The following is a 14,350-nucleotide window of genomic DNA, read 5'->3' as shown; positions in this document are numbered from 1 at the left end:
CAAACCAAGTCCTACCCACCAAGGGCAATCCCTAGCATGACTCAGAAATTCAGCTTCTCGAGCCGGTCGTAGAGCTTGGCGCGCGATATGCCGAGCGTCCTTGCAACGGCCAGCTTGTTGCCTCCATGGGCCTGCATCGCGGCCCTTATCGCACGGGCTTCGAGCTCGGCCATCTGCTCGGCAAGCGGCTTGAGCAGATCGCCCGTCGCAGCCATGGGTTCCTGCGCCAGGGGCTGCCGATGCGGAACCTGCAGCTCTACCCCAGACGAGCGCAGCACCTGTGCCAGCAGGCCTGCATCAATGTGCGAGTCATCGCAGCGCATGGCGGCTTGCTCCAGCACATTGCGCAGTTCGCGAATATTGCCGCGCCAGGCCTGTGCGACCAGCAATTCCAGTGCCCCCTTTCCCAGCTCCGGAGGAACCATGTCGTTGCGCAGCGCCAGGTCCTCGCAGAGCATTTCCACCAGGGCCGGGATGTCGCTGCTGCGCTCGCGCAGCGGCGGCACGCGCACGGGCAGCACATGCAGCCGGTAGAACAGGTCTTCCCGGAAGCGCCCGTCGCGCACCATCTGCAGCAGATCCCGAGAGGTGGCGGCCACCACGCGTACATCGAAATGCACGATCTGGTTGGAGCCCAGCGGCTCGATCTCTCCCTCCTGCAAGGCCCGCAGCAGCTTGGCCTGCAGACTGGCGGGCATGTCGCCGATTTCGTCGAGAAACAGGGTGCCGCCATCGGCGAGCTTGAACTTGCCATCGCGCGTCTTGCGGTCGGCTCCGGTGAATGCGCCCGGAGCCACGCCGAAGAATTCGGCCTCCAGCAGCGTTTCGGGAATGGCCGCGATATTGACGCTCACAAAAGGACCGGCAGACCGCGCCGATGCGGCATGGATGGCATGGGCCAGCACCTCCTTGCCGGTACCGGTCTCGCCCAGCAGCAGCACCGGGCTCATGGACTGGGCCGCCCGCCGCGCCTGGCGCTTGACCTCGACCGCAGCCGGGCTGCTGCCCACAAAGCTGGCAAAGCTGTATTTGCTGCGGCGCGAACCTTGTACGGACGCCTGCAGGCTGCGGCTGCGCTGGGCAGCCAGCTCGCGCCGCGCTTCATCGAGATCGCGCTGCAGCATCGCAAACTTGCTGATCAACGGCTGCAAGGTCGTCTCGGGCTGATCGAACAGCACAATGCCGATGGCACCGATCACGCCACCTTCATCGTCATGCAGCGGCAGGCGGCTGACGACAAAGGTTCCGGCGCTGTTGGTCAGCAGATCGATCAAGACCGGCTTGCCGGTCTCCAGCACGCTGCGCATCTGCGTGTTGGGGATGACCTCCTCCACCTTATGCCCGAGAAAATCGCCCACACCGGCTACTCCCAGGCGTGGCAAAAAACGCTCGTAGCCTTTGTTGACCCAGACAATGCGCCCGCTTCTGTCGACCAGAAACATGCCCTGGCTCATTGACGAGAACAGCTGAAACATGGACCGTGCCGCCAATGCATAGATACCGTCGGCATCGTCGGGCAGCTCGCAAGCGAAATCGTTGGGTAGCCGTTGGCTCATTTCCATCATTGCGCCATGGTAGGGCGACATTGCCCCAAAACCATCGGCACAGACCTCCAGCTAGTGCATTCAAACCAATGCTTTAGCCGACCTACATAAAAAAATCCCCTGTCCAGCTCACCGAACAGGGGATATGAATGCAACGGGCTCCATGCGTACAGCACCCGCAGCAGGCTAGGAAACGGGACTCAGGCGGCGCTTGCCTCCCGGGCCTGCTTGGCCTCCGACAGGCGCTTGAGCACACGGGGAATGATCAGCACGGCCAGCACGATGATGATCAGCGTCAGCGACATGGGACGCTGCAGGAAGATCCACCAGCTGCCTTCGCCGATCGACACTGCATTGCGCATCTGCGCTTCCGCCAAGGGGCCGAGGATCATGCCCACCACCACGGGTGCGGTGGGGAAGTCGAAGCGACGCATGATCACACCGAGCAAGCCAATGCCGTAGAGCAGGAACAGATCGAACGCGCTCTGGCGCATGCCGTAGGCACCGACCGTTGCAAAGATCAAGATGCCGGCATACAGCTGGGGACGCGGAATCTTCAACAGCTTGACCCACAGACCCACCATGGGCAGGTTGAGCACCAGCAGCATCACGTTGCCGATATACAGCGAGGCAATCAGCGCCCAGACCAGGGCCGCAGAGCTAGTAAACAGCTGGGGACCGGGGTTGATGCCGTAGTTCTGGAAAGCGCCCAGCAGCACGGCCGTGGTGTTGCTGGTGGGAATGCCCAGCGTCAGCAGCGGAATCAGGGCCGCGGTCACGGTCGCGTTATTGGCGGCTTCCGGACCGGCCACGCCTTCGATGGCACCCTTGCCGCCGAACTCGGCCTTGTCTTCACCCTTGGCCAGCTTCTTCTCGGTCGCGTAGCTCAGAAAGGTCGGGATCTCGGTGCCGCCAGCGGGAATGCAGCCAAACGGTGTACCCAGCAGCGTGCCGCGCATCCAGGCAGGCCAGGAACGCTTCCAGTCGCGCTTGGTCATGTGTACACGAGTCAGCTTGTTCTGAGACTCCTCGACCTTGCCTTCATACATGGCTGCATACAGCACTTCGGCCACGGCAAACAGCCCCACGGCCACCAGCACGATATCGATGCCGTCCAGCAGCTCCATCTTGCCGCCGGTATAGCGCGCCGCGCCAGAGATCTGATCCATGCCTATGCAACCAGCGGCCAGGCCGACAAACAGCGCCGTCATGCCGCGCAGCGAACTCTGGCCCAGCACGGCGCTCACGGTGGTGAAGGCCAGCACCATCAGCATGAAGTACTCGGGCGGGCCCAGCTTCACGGCAAAGTCGGCGACATAGGGAGCGAACAGGGTCACCACTACGGTGGCAAAGGTCCCCGCGACAAACGAGCCGATGGCGGCAGTTGCCAGCGCCGCGCCCGCTCGGCCGCTCTTGGCCATCTTGTTGCCCTCCATGGCCGTGACCATGGACGCCGTTTCGCCGGGCGTGTTCAGCAGAATCGAGGTGGTCGAGCCGCCATACATGGCACCGTAGTAGATGCCGGCAAAAAAGATCATGGATGCCGTCACATCCACCTTGGCGGTGATGGGCAGCAGCATGGCCACTGCCACGGCCGGGCCGATACCGGGCAGCACGCCCACAGCCGTACCCAGGGCACAGCCCACCAGAGCCCACAACAGATTGACGGGCGTGATGGCGGTGGCAAAGCCTGCCATCAAAGCATTGAAGATATCCATTACAGCCACCCCGTCTGAGTCAAGCCAGGCAGATTGATTGCCAGGAACTGAGTAAACATCCAGAAAACGGGCGCTGAAATCAGCAAGCCAGTGATCACATCCTTCACCCAGGTACCGATTTCAGAGGCCTGAGGCTGATGCGCGGCGCGGCGCAGACCTTGCACGGCCAAGACATAGCAAATCGTGCAGCTGAAGATAAAGCCGACGGTTCCAATCAAAGCAGCATTGATCAGCAGACCTGCAGAAACCCAGACAAAGGACAATATATCGGCCTTGGCATGGCCGCCAGGATCCGCCGCATGGCGAAAGCCGCCGCTTCGGGCTTCCCAAATCAGCAGCGCACCGCAAACGGCCAGCACGATGGCGCACAGCCAGGGCAGAAAGTTGGGGCCGACGCCGCCATAGCCCGAATCGGAAGGAATCTGCAGTGCGCCGACGGCCAGGCCAACAGCGACCAGCAGCACGCCCGAACCGACAATGGTTTGTGCTCTTGTGGACGGTACATTGGGGCTTTGCGGCTCATCGGGGTCTGCATAGGCCGAAACCTGTGCGGCCTCCGCTGCCCGGGCCAGATCTTGGAATGAATCAGACATGATGAATGTGTTTGATTTCAATGGTTTTCGGAACCCGTCAGAGCGACCTTGCCAGCAGCTCTCACGGCATCATGGGGTTGCACAAACCCTGGCTTGCGCCGCTAGGGCAAACCATCAATCAGTGCGGGGGAAAAACAGCAGCACACAACGCGATCAGGGCTGAAGTCGCCAGCCCTGTGCCATGTCCTGAAAAGGCCGCTGCAGAACGCAGCGGCCTGGAGATCGTCAGATCATGCCGGACTTGGCCATGGTGGCGCGCAGGCTGGCGAACTCGTCGTCGACGAACTTGCCAAAGGCATCGCCGCTCAGCCAGGCAGGTGTCCAATCATTCTTTTGCAGCGCTTCAGCCCAGGCCTTGCTCTTGGTGGCTTTTTCAATCTGGGCCACCAGCTCGTCGCGCTGAGCCTTGGAAATGCCGGGCGCGCCATACACACCGCGCCAGTTGCCGATTTCCACATTGATGCCCTGCTCCTTGAGCGTGGGAATGCTGGACGCCGCACCCTTGAGACGCTGAGCCGAAGTCACGCCGATGGGCTTCATCTTGCCGGTTGAGATGTATTCTGCAAACTCGCTGAAGCCACTGCCGCCCACAGTGACGTTGCCACCCAGAATGGCGGAGATGGCCTCGCCGCCCCCACGGAAAGCCACGTAGTTGATCTTGGCGGGGTCCACACCCACTTCACGGGCGATCATGGCTGCAGCAATGTGCTCGGTGGAGCCGCGCGAGCCACCGCCCCACTTGATGGAGCCGGGGTCCTTCTTGAGCTGGGCCACCACTTCCGCCATGTTCTTGTAGGGCGAATTGGCGGGCAGCACAAACACGTTGTATTCGCTGGTCAGGCGCGCCAAAGGCGTAGCCTGGCTCAGGTTGACGGGAGGCTTGCCGGTAATGATGCCGCCCAGCATCACGGCGCCCATGACCATCATGGCATTGGGATCGCCCTTGCTGCCATTGACGAACTGGGCCAGACCGATGGCGCCAGCAGCGCCGCCCTTGTTGTCATAAGTGACGGAAGAAGCCACACCTGCGTCCTGCAAGGCCTTGCCCAGGGCACGGCCTGTCGTGTCCCAGCCGCCACCAGGGTTGGCAGGCAGCATCATCTTGATGGCTGCCGCTGCCTGGGCCGACAGGGGCAAAGCACCGGCCGCCGCCAGGGCTGCCAGAGACTTCAGAAACGTATCACGACGCATGATGTACTCCTTATGTAGTTGGTGAGTGCAATCATGGACAGCCTGCCTGTCAAACGGCTGTCCAATCACCTAGGGCTATCCCTTAAGCAAGCCCGGTAGTTTCACGACTTGTCTTCGCATTTGCAGCTCAGTGCTATGTTCGGCAACATGCAATTACTGCTTGTTGAAGATGATTCCGCCATGCGCACCACGCTGCAGCGCACCCTGATGCGCCGCGGGCTGCATGTGGATGTGGCGGCCGACGGCCCCAGCGCCCTGGCCCATTGGCAGACCCGCGAACCCGATGCCGTGGTGCTGGATCTGAGTCTGCCCGGCCTCGACGGACTGCAGGTGCTGGAACGCGCCCGTGCCCTGGGCCTGCGTACACCGGTGCTGATCCTGACCGCGCGCGGTACCGTGGGCGACCGCGTCATGGGACTGAACGCCGGTGCCGACGACTATCTGGCCAAGCCCTTTGACCTCGACGAACTGGAAGCACGCCTGCGCGCCCTGCTGCGTCGCAGCCAGGATAGCTTCACACCCAGATCGGCCTCTGAAGTCATCACCCTGGGCGCATTGCGCTATGAAAAGGAAAGCGGCGCCATTTATCTCGACGACAAGGTTCTGGAGCTGACCCCGCGCGAGCTGTCCATGATGCATGCGTTGCTGGCCCGCCCCGGCCATGCGGTCACCAAGGAGCGGCTGTTCAGTCTTGTCTTCCCCGGCGAGGTCGATGTGCAATACGAGGCCGTGGAAGTCGTGGCCTACCGGCTGCGCAAAAAGCTGGGCGGCACCGGCGTGCAACTGGTCACGCTGCGCGGACTGGGCTATCTGGTCAAGGCCGAGGCCGCGGCATGACAGCCATTTCGGCAAGGACGCGGCCCAAGACAGCCTGGTCGCTGCGGCGCCTGCTGCTCACCGGCATCCTGCTGCCTGTGCTGGCGCTGATTGCCCTCAACGCCTGGAGCCTCTATCAGCAAACCCTGGCATCGCTGCACACGGCTTACGACAGAACCCTGCTGGCCTCGGCCAAAAGCATCAGTGAGCAAATTGGCGTCACGGGATACGACGATCAGGCACAGTTGCGCGCCATCGTTCCCTATTCGGCACTGGAAATTTTCGAGGCTGACAACCAGAGCCGCATGTTCTACCGCGTCTCCACGCTGGACGGACAGTTGATCTCTGGCTTCGAGGAGCTGCCTGTCTGGAACGGCAGGATTCCGCAGCGCCCGCCCTATGCGGCGCTGGTGGACTTCTACGACGACGAGTTTCGCGGCCACCCCGTGCGTGTAGCCGTGCTGCTGCAGCCGGTTGCCAGTGCCAACGGACGCGGCATGGCCGTGATCCAGGTGGCCGAAACCCTGGAACTGCGCGAATCCCTGGCCTTGCAGATTCTGCGTGACACCTTGATTCGTCAGGCCCTGCTGGTGCTGGTCGTCGCCCTGATCGTCATCATCGTGGTACAGCGCGCCACCCAGCCCATACGCCAGCTCAGCCAGGACCTGCAGGGCCGTGCCCAGGGGGATCTGAGTCCGCTGGCTGCGCCCGAGGTCCCGCGCGAAGTCCAGCCTCTGCTGGAAGCCACCAACCAGACCATGCAGCGCCTGCAAGGCCTGCTGAGCAATCAGAAGCGCTTTGTGCGCGACGCCTCGCACCAGCTGCGCACGCCCCTGGCCGTGCTCAAGGTTCAGGTGCAGTCTGCCAAGCGCGGCGATATCCCACCGGCCCAGGCCTTTGCCGAGATTGACGATACCGTGGACCGTGCCACCCGCGTCGCCAATCAGATGCTGGCCCTGGCCAAGGTCGAGCAGCTACGCCAGGAAGACAGCAACCAGAGCAGCGCCATGCTTGCCCAGCTCGACGATATCGTGCGCGACGTGGCGCTGGAGCTGTCACCGCTGATTGCCGATCACGACATGGACTTCGGCATCGAAACCCGGGCCTGCTGCGTGGCCGCCCATGAATGGATGCTGCGCGAGCTGACCCGAAACCTGCTGCACAACGCCATACGCCACACCCCCAGGCACGGGAGTCTGCAGGTCGATGTGCGCGCGCACGACGGCATGGCGCAGCTGAGTATCGAAGACAGCGGCAGCGGCATCGACGATGAACTGGCCCAGCGGCTGTTCCAGCCTTTTTCGGCGGGCAACGCGCGCAGCGGCTCGGGCCTGGGCCTGGCCATCTGCCAGGAAATCGTGCAAACCCTGGGCGGCCAGATCGAGCTGCGCAATCTGCACGACGAACTCGGCCGTGTGCGTGGCCTGCAGGCGCTGATTCAGCTGCCCCTGCACAATGGCGATGCCCAGGACATGGATACTGCTCTGACTTGAATCGCCATCCTTTCACGCCGCAAAATACCGATATGAGTGAAACTGAATCCATGCGTCTGGACAAATGGCTGTGGTGCGCGCGGTTCTACAAGACCCGCAGCCTGGCTGTGGAGGAAATTGGCAAAGGCCGGGTCACGGTCAACAACGCCAATGCCAAGGCCTCGCGTGAAATCCGCCCGGGTGACCATATCCACCTGCGCCAGGGCAATATTCCCAGGGAAGTGATTGTGCGCGGACTCAGCGGCATGCGCGGCCCTGCGCCCGTGGCCCAACAGCTGTACGAGGAAACAGCGCAAAGCATTGCCCAGCGAGAGCAACTGGCCGAGCAGCGACGTCTGGCCCCCGAGCCCGCCGAAGCACTGGCGGCCCAGCACACCGGCCGCCCCACCAAACGCGACCGTCGCGAAATCGATCGCGTGCGCCAGGACCGCAGCGGCTGGGGCGACCGCTGGAGCGCTTCCATCGATGACTGAAAGCCTTCGCCCATGAAGCGCAGGCTGCTGATCTCCACGCTCTCCACCCTTGCAGTTGCAGCAACCGGCACCTTGAGTTGGTCGTGGCTACGCAAGCGTCAGGGTAGTACCGAACGTCGATCCGTGATCCAGACCGTCTTCAGCCAGGCGCTGCCGCCACTGAGCGCCCAGCATCTGCAGCTGATACGCCTGCTGCGGGTGCAGTGGATGCCCATAGAGTCGGGGGCGCCCGGCTTCGATCCCGTGCAGCCCTTTGGCGGCGATCTGTCCACCCTCGACACAGCCCTGCAGGTGCTGCGCAGTCACGATCCTGCTCTGGCCACCCGGCTCTTGGCCGAGGTCTGCCTTTGGCTGCCGGAGTTTGTGGCCACCGCCACCTTGGCGCCCGGTCGCTATGCCTTGCCGCCCGACTTCTCAGGCCAGGCACCAGACAGCAGCTTCGACTTTCGTCCCGAACACCTGACGCTGCTGCATGCCGCCCTGTGGCGAGAAGTCGGTACCGATGACCTGCCTTATGTTTTGGCCGAGGAGGAAGACGGCCAGGCGATCTGGCCCTTGCCCTATATCGATGGCAAGCGGCCGTATGGCGACCGCAGCTACTACCAGATCGATATGGCCGACATTCTGGGCAAGCCCTACGCCAGGAACGCACAGGGCCAGTACATTTTGCCGCCCCAGAAAGATGAGGCGCTCAGGCAACTGCATCTGCAGACCCACGCCGCACTGCAGATCCTGCTCATGCATGGAGTGCCCTCGGGGATTCGCAGCTTGGCGACCTGAGCCGGGGATGGGCTGTGGCAAAGCCCATCTCTCATAAAATATGAGCACTTAGCGCTTTATTACAAAGCTTTCAAAGCTTGCGCAAGCAGCTCTTATTCAAGTAGCAATCGATCATTATCGAGGACGGCCAGACTCGCACCTGCGCCTGGGCTGCTGGCACTCTTTTCATCTCCCTCGGCCTTTTCGCGCATGTCTTCCGCTTTTTCAGCACCGCTTTCCTCTTCCTGCTCACGAATCCCGCCATGGCTGCGCCATGCCGGCATCGCAATGCTGGCCATCAGCAGCGTGGCCTGCTCCGCCAGGATGCCTGCGCCCTCGGCAACGGCCAGCCCCGCACCGCTCATCCAGATCAGCAATCCCACGCGCAGCACCCAGGGCTTCGAGCAATGCCCACAGTTCTTTGCCAACGGCAAAGCTCCCGTGCTCAGCGATCAGCCCAAGCTGCGTACGCTGTGCTATGACGCGTTTGCCGTGCTGCACAGCGGCCAGAGCAAGACCCCCGTCTTCGTCGCTCAGCGCCTGAACAAGGCTCTGGTCGCCGATGCCGACGAAAAGCGCACCAACAAGTTCTACAGCGACGCCCGCCTGCCCCGCGATGAACGCGCCGAGCTGGACGACTACAAGCGCTCCGGCTACTCACGCGGCCACATGGCTCCCGCTGGCGACATGCCGACCGCACAGGCCATGGCCCAGAGCTTCTCGCTGGCCAATATGGTGCCCCAGTCCATCAAGCAGAACGGCGGCCCCTGGGCCCGCATCGAAAAAGACACGCGCAGCTATGCGCAACGGGCCCAGGGCGATGTCTACATCATCACCGGCCCGGTCTTTGATGCCGGTGCAGCCTCCGTCGGCCACAACCAGGTACGTGTGCCCAGCTTTCTCTACAAGCTGGTTTATGACGCTCAGAGCCAGCGTGCCTGGGCGCACTGGCAGGCCAATGATGATGCAGCCCGCGTCACCGAGCCCATCAGCTACGCGGAGCTGGTGCGCCGCACCGGCATCGAGTTCCTGCCCGGCGCTGCGCTGCAAGCCTCGGGCAGGCTCCAGCAGACATCCATGCTCCCTGCGCAGCGACACTGATTTCCCGTGCCCCCAATGAAAAAGCCTGCTGGCGCAAGCCAGCAGGCTTTTTATCTTGCTTGTCTTACTTGCCCGGCTTGAACAATTCCAGCTCATCCGCTGTCAGCCAGCGCCATTGGCCGGGCTCCAGCTCGGCGGGCAGCTCCATGCCGCCGATTCTTCTGCGATGCAGACCTTCGACCCGGTTGCTCACAGCCGCAATCATGCGCTTGACCTGGTGATACTTGCCCTCGGTCAGCGTCAGATCCAGTACATGGCTGTCCACCTGCTCGCAGGCCGCTGCCTTGACGGGCTTGGGATCATCATCGAGCACGACACCATCCAGCAGCCGCTGTATCTGCTTGGCATCCACCGGATGCTTGCAAGTCACCCGGTAAACCTTGGAGACATGCTTTTTGGGCGACGACATGCGATGGATGAACTGGCCATCGTCGCTGAGCAGCAACATGCCCGTCGTATCCTGGTCCAGGCGCCCCACCGCCTGAACACCTTGCACCGCCCCTTTGTTGGGTCGTTGACGCAGCGGAGCCGGCAGCAAGGTATAGATGCTGGGATAGGCCGATGGTTTTTGCGAGCACTCGGTGCCGGCAGGCTTGTTCAGCAGCACATAACCCAGCTCGTGATACTCCCACTCCACGCCTTGCACCCTGAAGCGCAGACCTTCGGGATCCACCTGCTGGGTGGAATCCAGGATCTTCTCCCAGTCAGAGGTCTGCGGGTTCCATATCTCCACCCAGCCTTGCTGCACCAAGCCGGAACACACACGGCGAATGCCAAAGCCCTGTGAATACAACATGTCCTGCAGCTGCATGCTCATCCTTTCCATGTCCGCTACTGCGCAAGCAATATCAAGAATACCGATTGATCAAATAAAAAACCCCGTAATCTTTCGACTACGGGGTTTTCACTGTAAGAGCCTGACGATGACCTACTTTCACACGGGAACCCGCACTATCATCGGCGCAAAGTCGTTTCACTGTCCTGTTCGGGATGGGAAGGAGTGGTACCAACTTGCTATGGTCATCAGGCATAAACTTTTTGTCAGATTGACGGCGCCTCGATTAACTTCTTAATCTCGCTCACCTTCAGTCCAACGAATTCATAGAGTCTTCAATCAGCTTTTCGATTGCGCCTTTTCGGCATAACTAGAACTTACGTTCTGTCTTTTGTTTTTCCAGGCTTACCCAAAGTTATAGGGTCAAGCCGCACGGGCAATTAGTACTGGTTAGCTTAACGCATTACTGCGCTTCCACACCCAGCCTATCAACGTCGTGGTCTACAACGACCCTTCAGGGGGCTCAAGGCCCCGGCAGATCTCATCTTGAAACGAGTTTCCCGCTTAGATGCTTTCAGCGGTTATCTCTTCCACACTTAGCTACCCTGCGATGCCACTGGCGTGACAACAGGTACACCAGAGGTGTGTCCACTCCGGTCCTCTCGTACTAGGAGCAGGCTTCCTCAAATCTGCAGCGCCCACGGAAGATAGGGACCAAACTGTCTCACGACGTTTTAAACCCAGCTCACGTACCTCTTTAAATGGCGAACAGCCATACCCTTGGGACCGACTACAGCCCCAGGATGAGATGAGCCGACATCGAGGTGCCAAACACCGCCGTCGATATGAACTCTTGGGCGGTATCAGCCTGTTATCCCCAGAGTACCTTTTATCCGTTGAGCGATGGCCCTTCCATACAGAACCACCGGATCACTATGTCCTGCTTTCGCATCTGCTCGACTTGTCAGTCTCGCAGTTAAGCACGCTTATGCCATTGCACTATCGTCACGATGTCCGACCGTAACTAGCGTACCTTCGAACTCCTCCGTTACGCTTTGGGAGGAGACCGCCCCAGTCAAACTGCCTACCATGCACTGTCCCCGATCCAGATAATGGATCCAGGTTAGAACCTCAAACGCACCAGGGTGGTATTTCAACGTCGGCTCCATGCGATCTAGCGACCGCACTTCAAAGCCTCCCACCTATCCTACACAGATCCGTTCAAAGTCCAATACAAAGCTACAGTAAAGGTTCATGGGGTCTTTCCGTCTTTCCGCGGGGAGATTGCATCATCACAAACATTTCAACTTCGCTGAGTCTCAGGAGGAGACAGTGTGGCCATCGTTACGCCATTCGTGCAGGTCGGAACTTACCCGACAAGGAATTTCGCTACCTTAGGACCGTTATAGTTACGGCCGCCGTTTACTGGGACTTCAATCAAGAGCTTGCACCCCATCATTTAATCTTCCAGCACCGGGCAGGCGTCACACCCTATACGTCCACTTTCGTGTTTGCAGAGTGCTGTGTTTTTATTAAACAGTCGCAGCCACCAATTTTTTGCAACCCCTTTGAGCTCCGTTTGTACAACTTCACTTACTTGGGGTACACCTTCTCCCGAAGTTACGGTGTCAATTTGCCGAGTTCCTTCTCCTGAGTTCTCTCAAGCGCCTTAGAATACTCATCTCGCGCACCAGTGTCGGTTTGCGGTACGGTCGTCAATAGCTGAAGCTTAGTGGCTTTTCCTGGAAGCAGGGTATCACTCACTTCGTCTGCAAGCAGACTCGTTATCACCCCTCATCTAAGCCTGGCGGATTTGCCTACCAGGCACGACTACAGGCTTGAACCAACATATCCAACAGTTGGCTGAGCTAACCTTCTCCGTCCCCACATCGCACTATTGATCGGTACAGGAATATTGACCTGTTTCCCATCAGCTACGCATCTCTGCCTCGCCTTAGGGGCCGACTCACCCTACGCCGATGAACGTTGCGTAGGAAACCTTGCGCTTACGGCGAGGGGGCTTTTCACCCCCTTTAACGCTACTCATGTCAGCATTCGCACTTCTGATACCTCCAGCATCCGTTACCAGACACCTTCACAGGCTTACAGAACGCTCTCCTACCACTTGCAATAAATTGCAAATCCGCAGCTTCGGTAACTGGCTTAGCCCCGTTACATCTTCCGCGCAGGACGACTCGATCAGTGAGCTATTACGCTTTCTTTAAATGATGGCTGCTTCTAAGCCAACATCCTGACTGTTTTAGCCTTCCCACTTCGTTTCCCACTTAGCCCGTTTTAGGGACCTTAGCTGGCGGTCTGGGTTGTTTCCCTCTTGAGTCCGGACGTTAGCACCCGGTGCTCTGTCTCCCAAGCTGTACTCGTCGGTATTCGGAGTTTGCATAGGTTTGGTAAGTCGCCATGACCCCCTAGCCTAAACAGTGCTCTACCCCCGACGGTAATACTTGAGGCACTACCTAAATAGTTTTCGGAGAGAACCAGCTATTTCCAAGTTTGTTTAGCCTTTCACCCCTATCCACAGCTCATCCCCTAATTTTGCAACATTAGTGGGTTCGGACCTCCAGTACCTGTTACGGCACCTTCATCCTGGCCATGGATAGATCACTTGGTTTCGGGTCTACACCCAGCGACTAGTCGCCCTATTCGGACTCGATTTCTCTTCGCCTCCCCTATTCGGTTAAGCTTGCCACTGAATGTAAGTCGCTGACCCATTATACAAAAGGTACGCCGTCACCCCTAAGGGCTCCGACTTTTTGTAAGCATACGGTTTCAGGATCTATTTCACTCCCCTCCCGGGGTTCTTTTCGCCTTTCCCTCACGGTACTGGTTCACTATCGGTCGATGATGAGTATTTAGCCTTGGAGGATGGTCCCCCCATATTCAGACAGGGTTTCTCGTGCCCCGCCCTACTTGTCTGCAGCCTAGTACCACCGATCGGTTTTCACATACGGGACTATCACCCACTATGGTCGGCCTTTCCATGCCGTTTTGTTAACTGATCGACTATCACTGCAAGGCTCTTCCGAATTCGCTCGCCACTACTATCGGAATCTCGGTTGATGTCTTTTCCTCTGGGTACTTAGATGTTTCAGTTCTCCAGGTTCGCTTCGTGCACCTATGTATTCAGTGCACGATACCTCTTGCGAGGTGGGTTCCCCCATTCAGAAATCTCCGGATCAAAGCTTATTTGCCAGCTCCCCGAAGCTTATCGCAGGCTATCACGTCTTTCGTCGCCTATCATCGCCAAGGCATCCACCATATGCTCTTAGTCACTTGACCCTATAACTTTGGACTCTCTTAGCGAGAATCAAAGCTTGGTGTTCAAAGACTGGTGAGGTCTTGCACCTCACGCGTTATGCCGTAATGTGAATATCTTTGGCTGCATCTTTCAATGCAGCTTAGAGAATATTCGTCATTACTAGATAAATTTGCATTCGCAAAATATCTGTTTTGACGCAATCAAAATGTTGCTGGCGGCACGGTGCACAAACCTTGGTTTGCGCTTTCCACCAGCAACGCTGATTTCGACTCTATGAATTTTTAAAGAACAGCCAATTGATCGACGTTTCGATCAATACAAAAGCAGTCTTTGCAAGACTGCTTTTGTATTGGGAAGCCTTCGATTATAGCACCATTAGCGCTATCATTTTTGGTGGAGGATGACGGGATCGAACCGACGACCCCCTGCTTGCAAAGCAGGTGCTCTCCCAGCTGAGCTAATCCCCCGGGATCCTCTGACCAGATATTGGAATCTTGGTGGGTCTAGTTGGGCTCGAACCAACGACCCCTGCGTTATCAACACAGTGCTCTAACCAGCTGAGCTACAGACCCATTCCATGCAACCCGCTGTTACTCAGCAGGCCACCTGG

Annotated in this window: 11 protein-coding genes, 2 tRNA genes and 2 rRNA genes; 5 read left to right on the top strand and 10 right to left on the bottom strand. The window is 59.2% G+C overall.

Going from position 1 to position 14,350, the window contains the following annotated elements:
- Positions 1 to 41: 41 nt before the first annotated feature.
- The 4 genes from CTR2_RS06365 to CTR2_RS06350 form a co-directional block, all read right to left on the bottom strand.
- Positions 42 to 1,556 carry a sigma-54 interaction domain-containing protein gene (locus CTR2_RS06365; protein WP_087086107.1) on the bottom strand — a complete coding sequence of 505 codons (1,515 nt, stop codon included), beginning with the start codon at positions 1,554 to 1,556 and terminating at the stop codon, positions 42 to 44.
- Positions 1,557 to 1,744: 188 nt separating this feature from the next.
- Positions 1,745 to 3,262, bottom strand: a complete 1,518-nt coding sequence (locus CTR2_RS06360; protein WP_003068815.1) for a tripartite tricarboxylate transporter permease — start codon at positions 3,260 to 3,262, stop codon at positions 1,745 to 1,747.
- Positions 3,262 to 3,855, bottom strand: a complete 594-nt coding sequence (locus CTR2_RS06355; protein WP_087086077.1) for a tripartite tricarboxylate transporter TctB family protein — start codon at positions 3,853 to 3,855, stop codon at positions 3,262 to 3,264. Before CTR2_RS06355 ends, CTR2_RS06360 begins: the two co-directional genes overlap by 1 nt.
- Positions 3,856 to 4,080: 225 nt before the next feature.
- Positions 4,081 to 5,046, bottom strand: coding sequence for a Bug family tripartite tricarboxylate transporter substrate binding protein (locus CTR2_RS06350; RefSeq protein ID WP_087086078.1), 966 nt, complete (start codon positions 5,044 to 5,046; stop codon positions 4,081 to 4,083).
- Positions 5,047 to 5,181: 135 nt separating this feature from the next.
- On the opposite strand from CTR2_RS06350, the gene CTR2_RS06345 reads away from it, so the two are divergent.
- From CTR2_RS06345 to CTR2_RS06330, 4 genes are read left to right on the top strand one after another with little or no spacing between them, the layout of a single operon-like run.
- Positions 5,182 to 5,883: a response regulator gene (locus CTR2_RS06345; RefSeq protein WP_087086079.1), complete on the top strand. Its 702-nt coding sequence runs from the start codon at positions 5,182 to 5,184 to the stop codon at positions 5,881 to 5,883.
- Positions 5,880 to 7,355, top strand: a complete 1,476-nt coding sequence (locus tag CTR2_RS06340; protein WP_087086080.1) for a sensor histidine kinase — start codon at positions 5,880 to 5,882, stop codon at positions 7,353 to 7,355. The genes CTR2_RS06345 and CTR2_RS06340 overlap by 4 nt, the downstream gene beginning before the upstream one ends.
- A 32-nt stretch (positions 7,356 to 7,387) precedes the next feature.
- Positions 7,388 to 7,828 (top strand): RNA-binding S4 domain-containing protein, encoded by a 441-nt coding sequence (locus CTR2_RS06335; protein ID WP_034362959.1) that lies wholly within the window; start codon positions 7,388 to 7,390, stop codon positions 7,826 to 7,828.
- Positions 7,829 to 7,840: 12 nt separating this feature from the next.
- A complete protein-coding gene (locus CTR2_RS06330; protein WP_087086081.1) occupies positions 7,841 to 8,608 on the top strand; it encodes a hypothetical protein in 768 nt (255 codons plus the stop codon).
- 92 nt (positions 8,609 to 8,700) lie between these two features.
- Here CTR2_RS06330 and CTR2_RS06325 read toward each other — a convergent pair whose 3' ends face one another.
- Positions 8,701 to 8,886, bottom strand: coding sequence for a hypothetical protein (locus tag CTR2_RS06325; RefSeq protein ID WP_176391773.1), 186 nt, complete (start codon positions 8,884 to 8,886; stop codon positions 8,701 to 8,703).
- On the opposite strand from CTR2_RS06325, the gene CTR2_RS06320 reads away from it, so the two are divergent.
- On the top strand, positions 8,876 to 9,688 hold the full coding sequence (locus CTR2_RS06320) for a DNA/RNA non-specific endonuclease (RefSeq protein WP_087086082.1): 813 nt from the start codon (positions 8,876 to 8,878) through the stop codon (positions 9,686 to 9,688). The two genes, CTR2_RS06325 and CTR2_RS06320, sit on opposite strands and share 11 nt — an antisense overlap.
- A gap of 64 nt (positions 9,689 to 9,752) precedes the next feature.
- Here CTR2_RS06320 and CTR2_RS06315 read toward each other — a convergent pair whose 3' ends face one another.
- The 5 genes from CTR2_RS06315 to CTR2_RS06295 all read right to left on the bottom strand — a co-directional run bounded on the left by CTR2_RS06315 (position 9,753) and on the right by CTR2_RS06295 (position 14,312).
- Positions 9,753 to 10,499, bottom strand: coding sequence for a 16S rRNA pseudouridine(516) synthase (locus tag CTR2_RS06315; RefSeq protein WP_087086108.1), 747 nt, complete (start codon positions 10,497 to 10,499; stop codon positions 9,753 to 9,755).
- Positions 10,500 to 10,603: 104 nt separating this feature from the next.
- A 5S ribosomal RNA gene (rrf, locus tag CTR2_RS06310) occupies positions 10,604 to 10,716 on the bottom strand.
- Positions 10,717 to 10,882: 166 nt separating this feature from the next.
- A 23S ribosomal RNA gene (locus tag CTR2_RS06305) occupies positions 10,883 to 13,760 on the bottom strand.
- A gap of 371 nt (positions 13,761 to 14,131) precedes the next feature.
- Positions 14,132 to 14,207 (bottom strand) — tRNA-Ala (locus tag CTR2_RS06300).
- Between the two features lie 28 nt (positions 14,208 to 14,235).
- Positions 14,236 to 14,312: transfer RNA gene (locus CTR2_RS06295), tRNA-Ile, on the bottom strand.
- Between the last annotated feature and the right edge of the window lie 38 nt (positions 14,313 to 14,350).

Origin of the sequence: Comamonas thiooxydans (genome assembly GCF_002157685.2) — a bacterium.
Lineage (GTDB): Bacteria > Pseudomonadota > Gammaproteobacteria > Burkholderiales > Burkholderiaceae_C > Comamonas > Comamonas testosteroni_H.
This window is presented reverse-complemented; position numbering and strand designations above follow the sequence as displayed.

Excerpts from the sequence above, each read along its gene's own strand:
- CTR2_RS06365 (WP_087086107.1), bottom strand. The coding sequence starts at position 1,556 with ATGAGCCAACGGCTACCCAACGATTTCGCTTGCGAGCTGCCCGACGAT.
- CTR2_RS06360 (WP_003068815.1), bottom strand. The coding sequence starts at position 3,262 with ATGGATATCTTCAATGCTTTGATGGCAGGCTTTGCCACCGCCATCACG.
- CTR2_RS06355 (WP_087086077.1), bottom strand. The coding sequence starts at position 3,855 with ATGTCTGATTCATTCCAAGATCTGGCCCGGGCAGCGGAGGCCGCACAG.
- CTR2_RS06350 (WP_087086078.1), bottom strand. The coding sequence starts at position 5,046 with ATGCGTCGTGATACGTTTCTGAAGTCTCTGGCAGCCCTGGCGGCGGCC.
- CTR2_RS06345 (WP_087086079.1), top strand. The coding sequence starts at position 5,182 with ATGTTCGGCAACATGCAATTACTGCTTGTTGAAGATGATTCCGCCATG.
- CTR2_RS06340 (WP_087086080.1), top strand. The coding sequence starts at position 5,880 with ATGACAGCCATTTCGGCAAGGACGCGGCCCAAGACAGCCTGGTCGCTG.
- CTR2_RS06335 (WP_034362959.1), top strand. The coding sequence starts at position 7,388 with ATGAGTGAAACTGAATCCATGCGTCTGGACAAATGGCTGTGGTGCGCG.
- CTR2_RS06330 (WP_087086081.1), top strand. The coding sequence starts at position 7,841 with ATGAAGCGCAGGCTGCTGATCTCCACGCTCTCCACCCTTGCAGTTGCA.
- CTR2_RS06320 (WP_087086082.1), top strand. The coding sequence starts at position 8,876 with ATGCTGGCCATCAGCAGCGTGGCCTGCTCCGCCAGGATGCCTGCGCCC.
- CTR2_RS06325 (WP_176391773.1), bottom strand. The coding sequence starts at position 8,886 with ATGGCCAGCATTGCGATGCCGGCATGGCGCAGCCATGGCGGGATTCGT.
- CTR2_RS06315 (WP_087086108.1), bottom strand. The coding sequence starts at position 10,499 with ATGCAGCTGCAGGACATGTTGTATTCACAGGGCTTTGGCATTCGCCGT.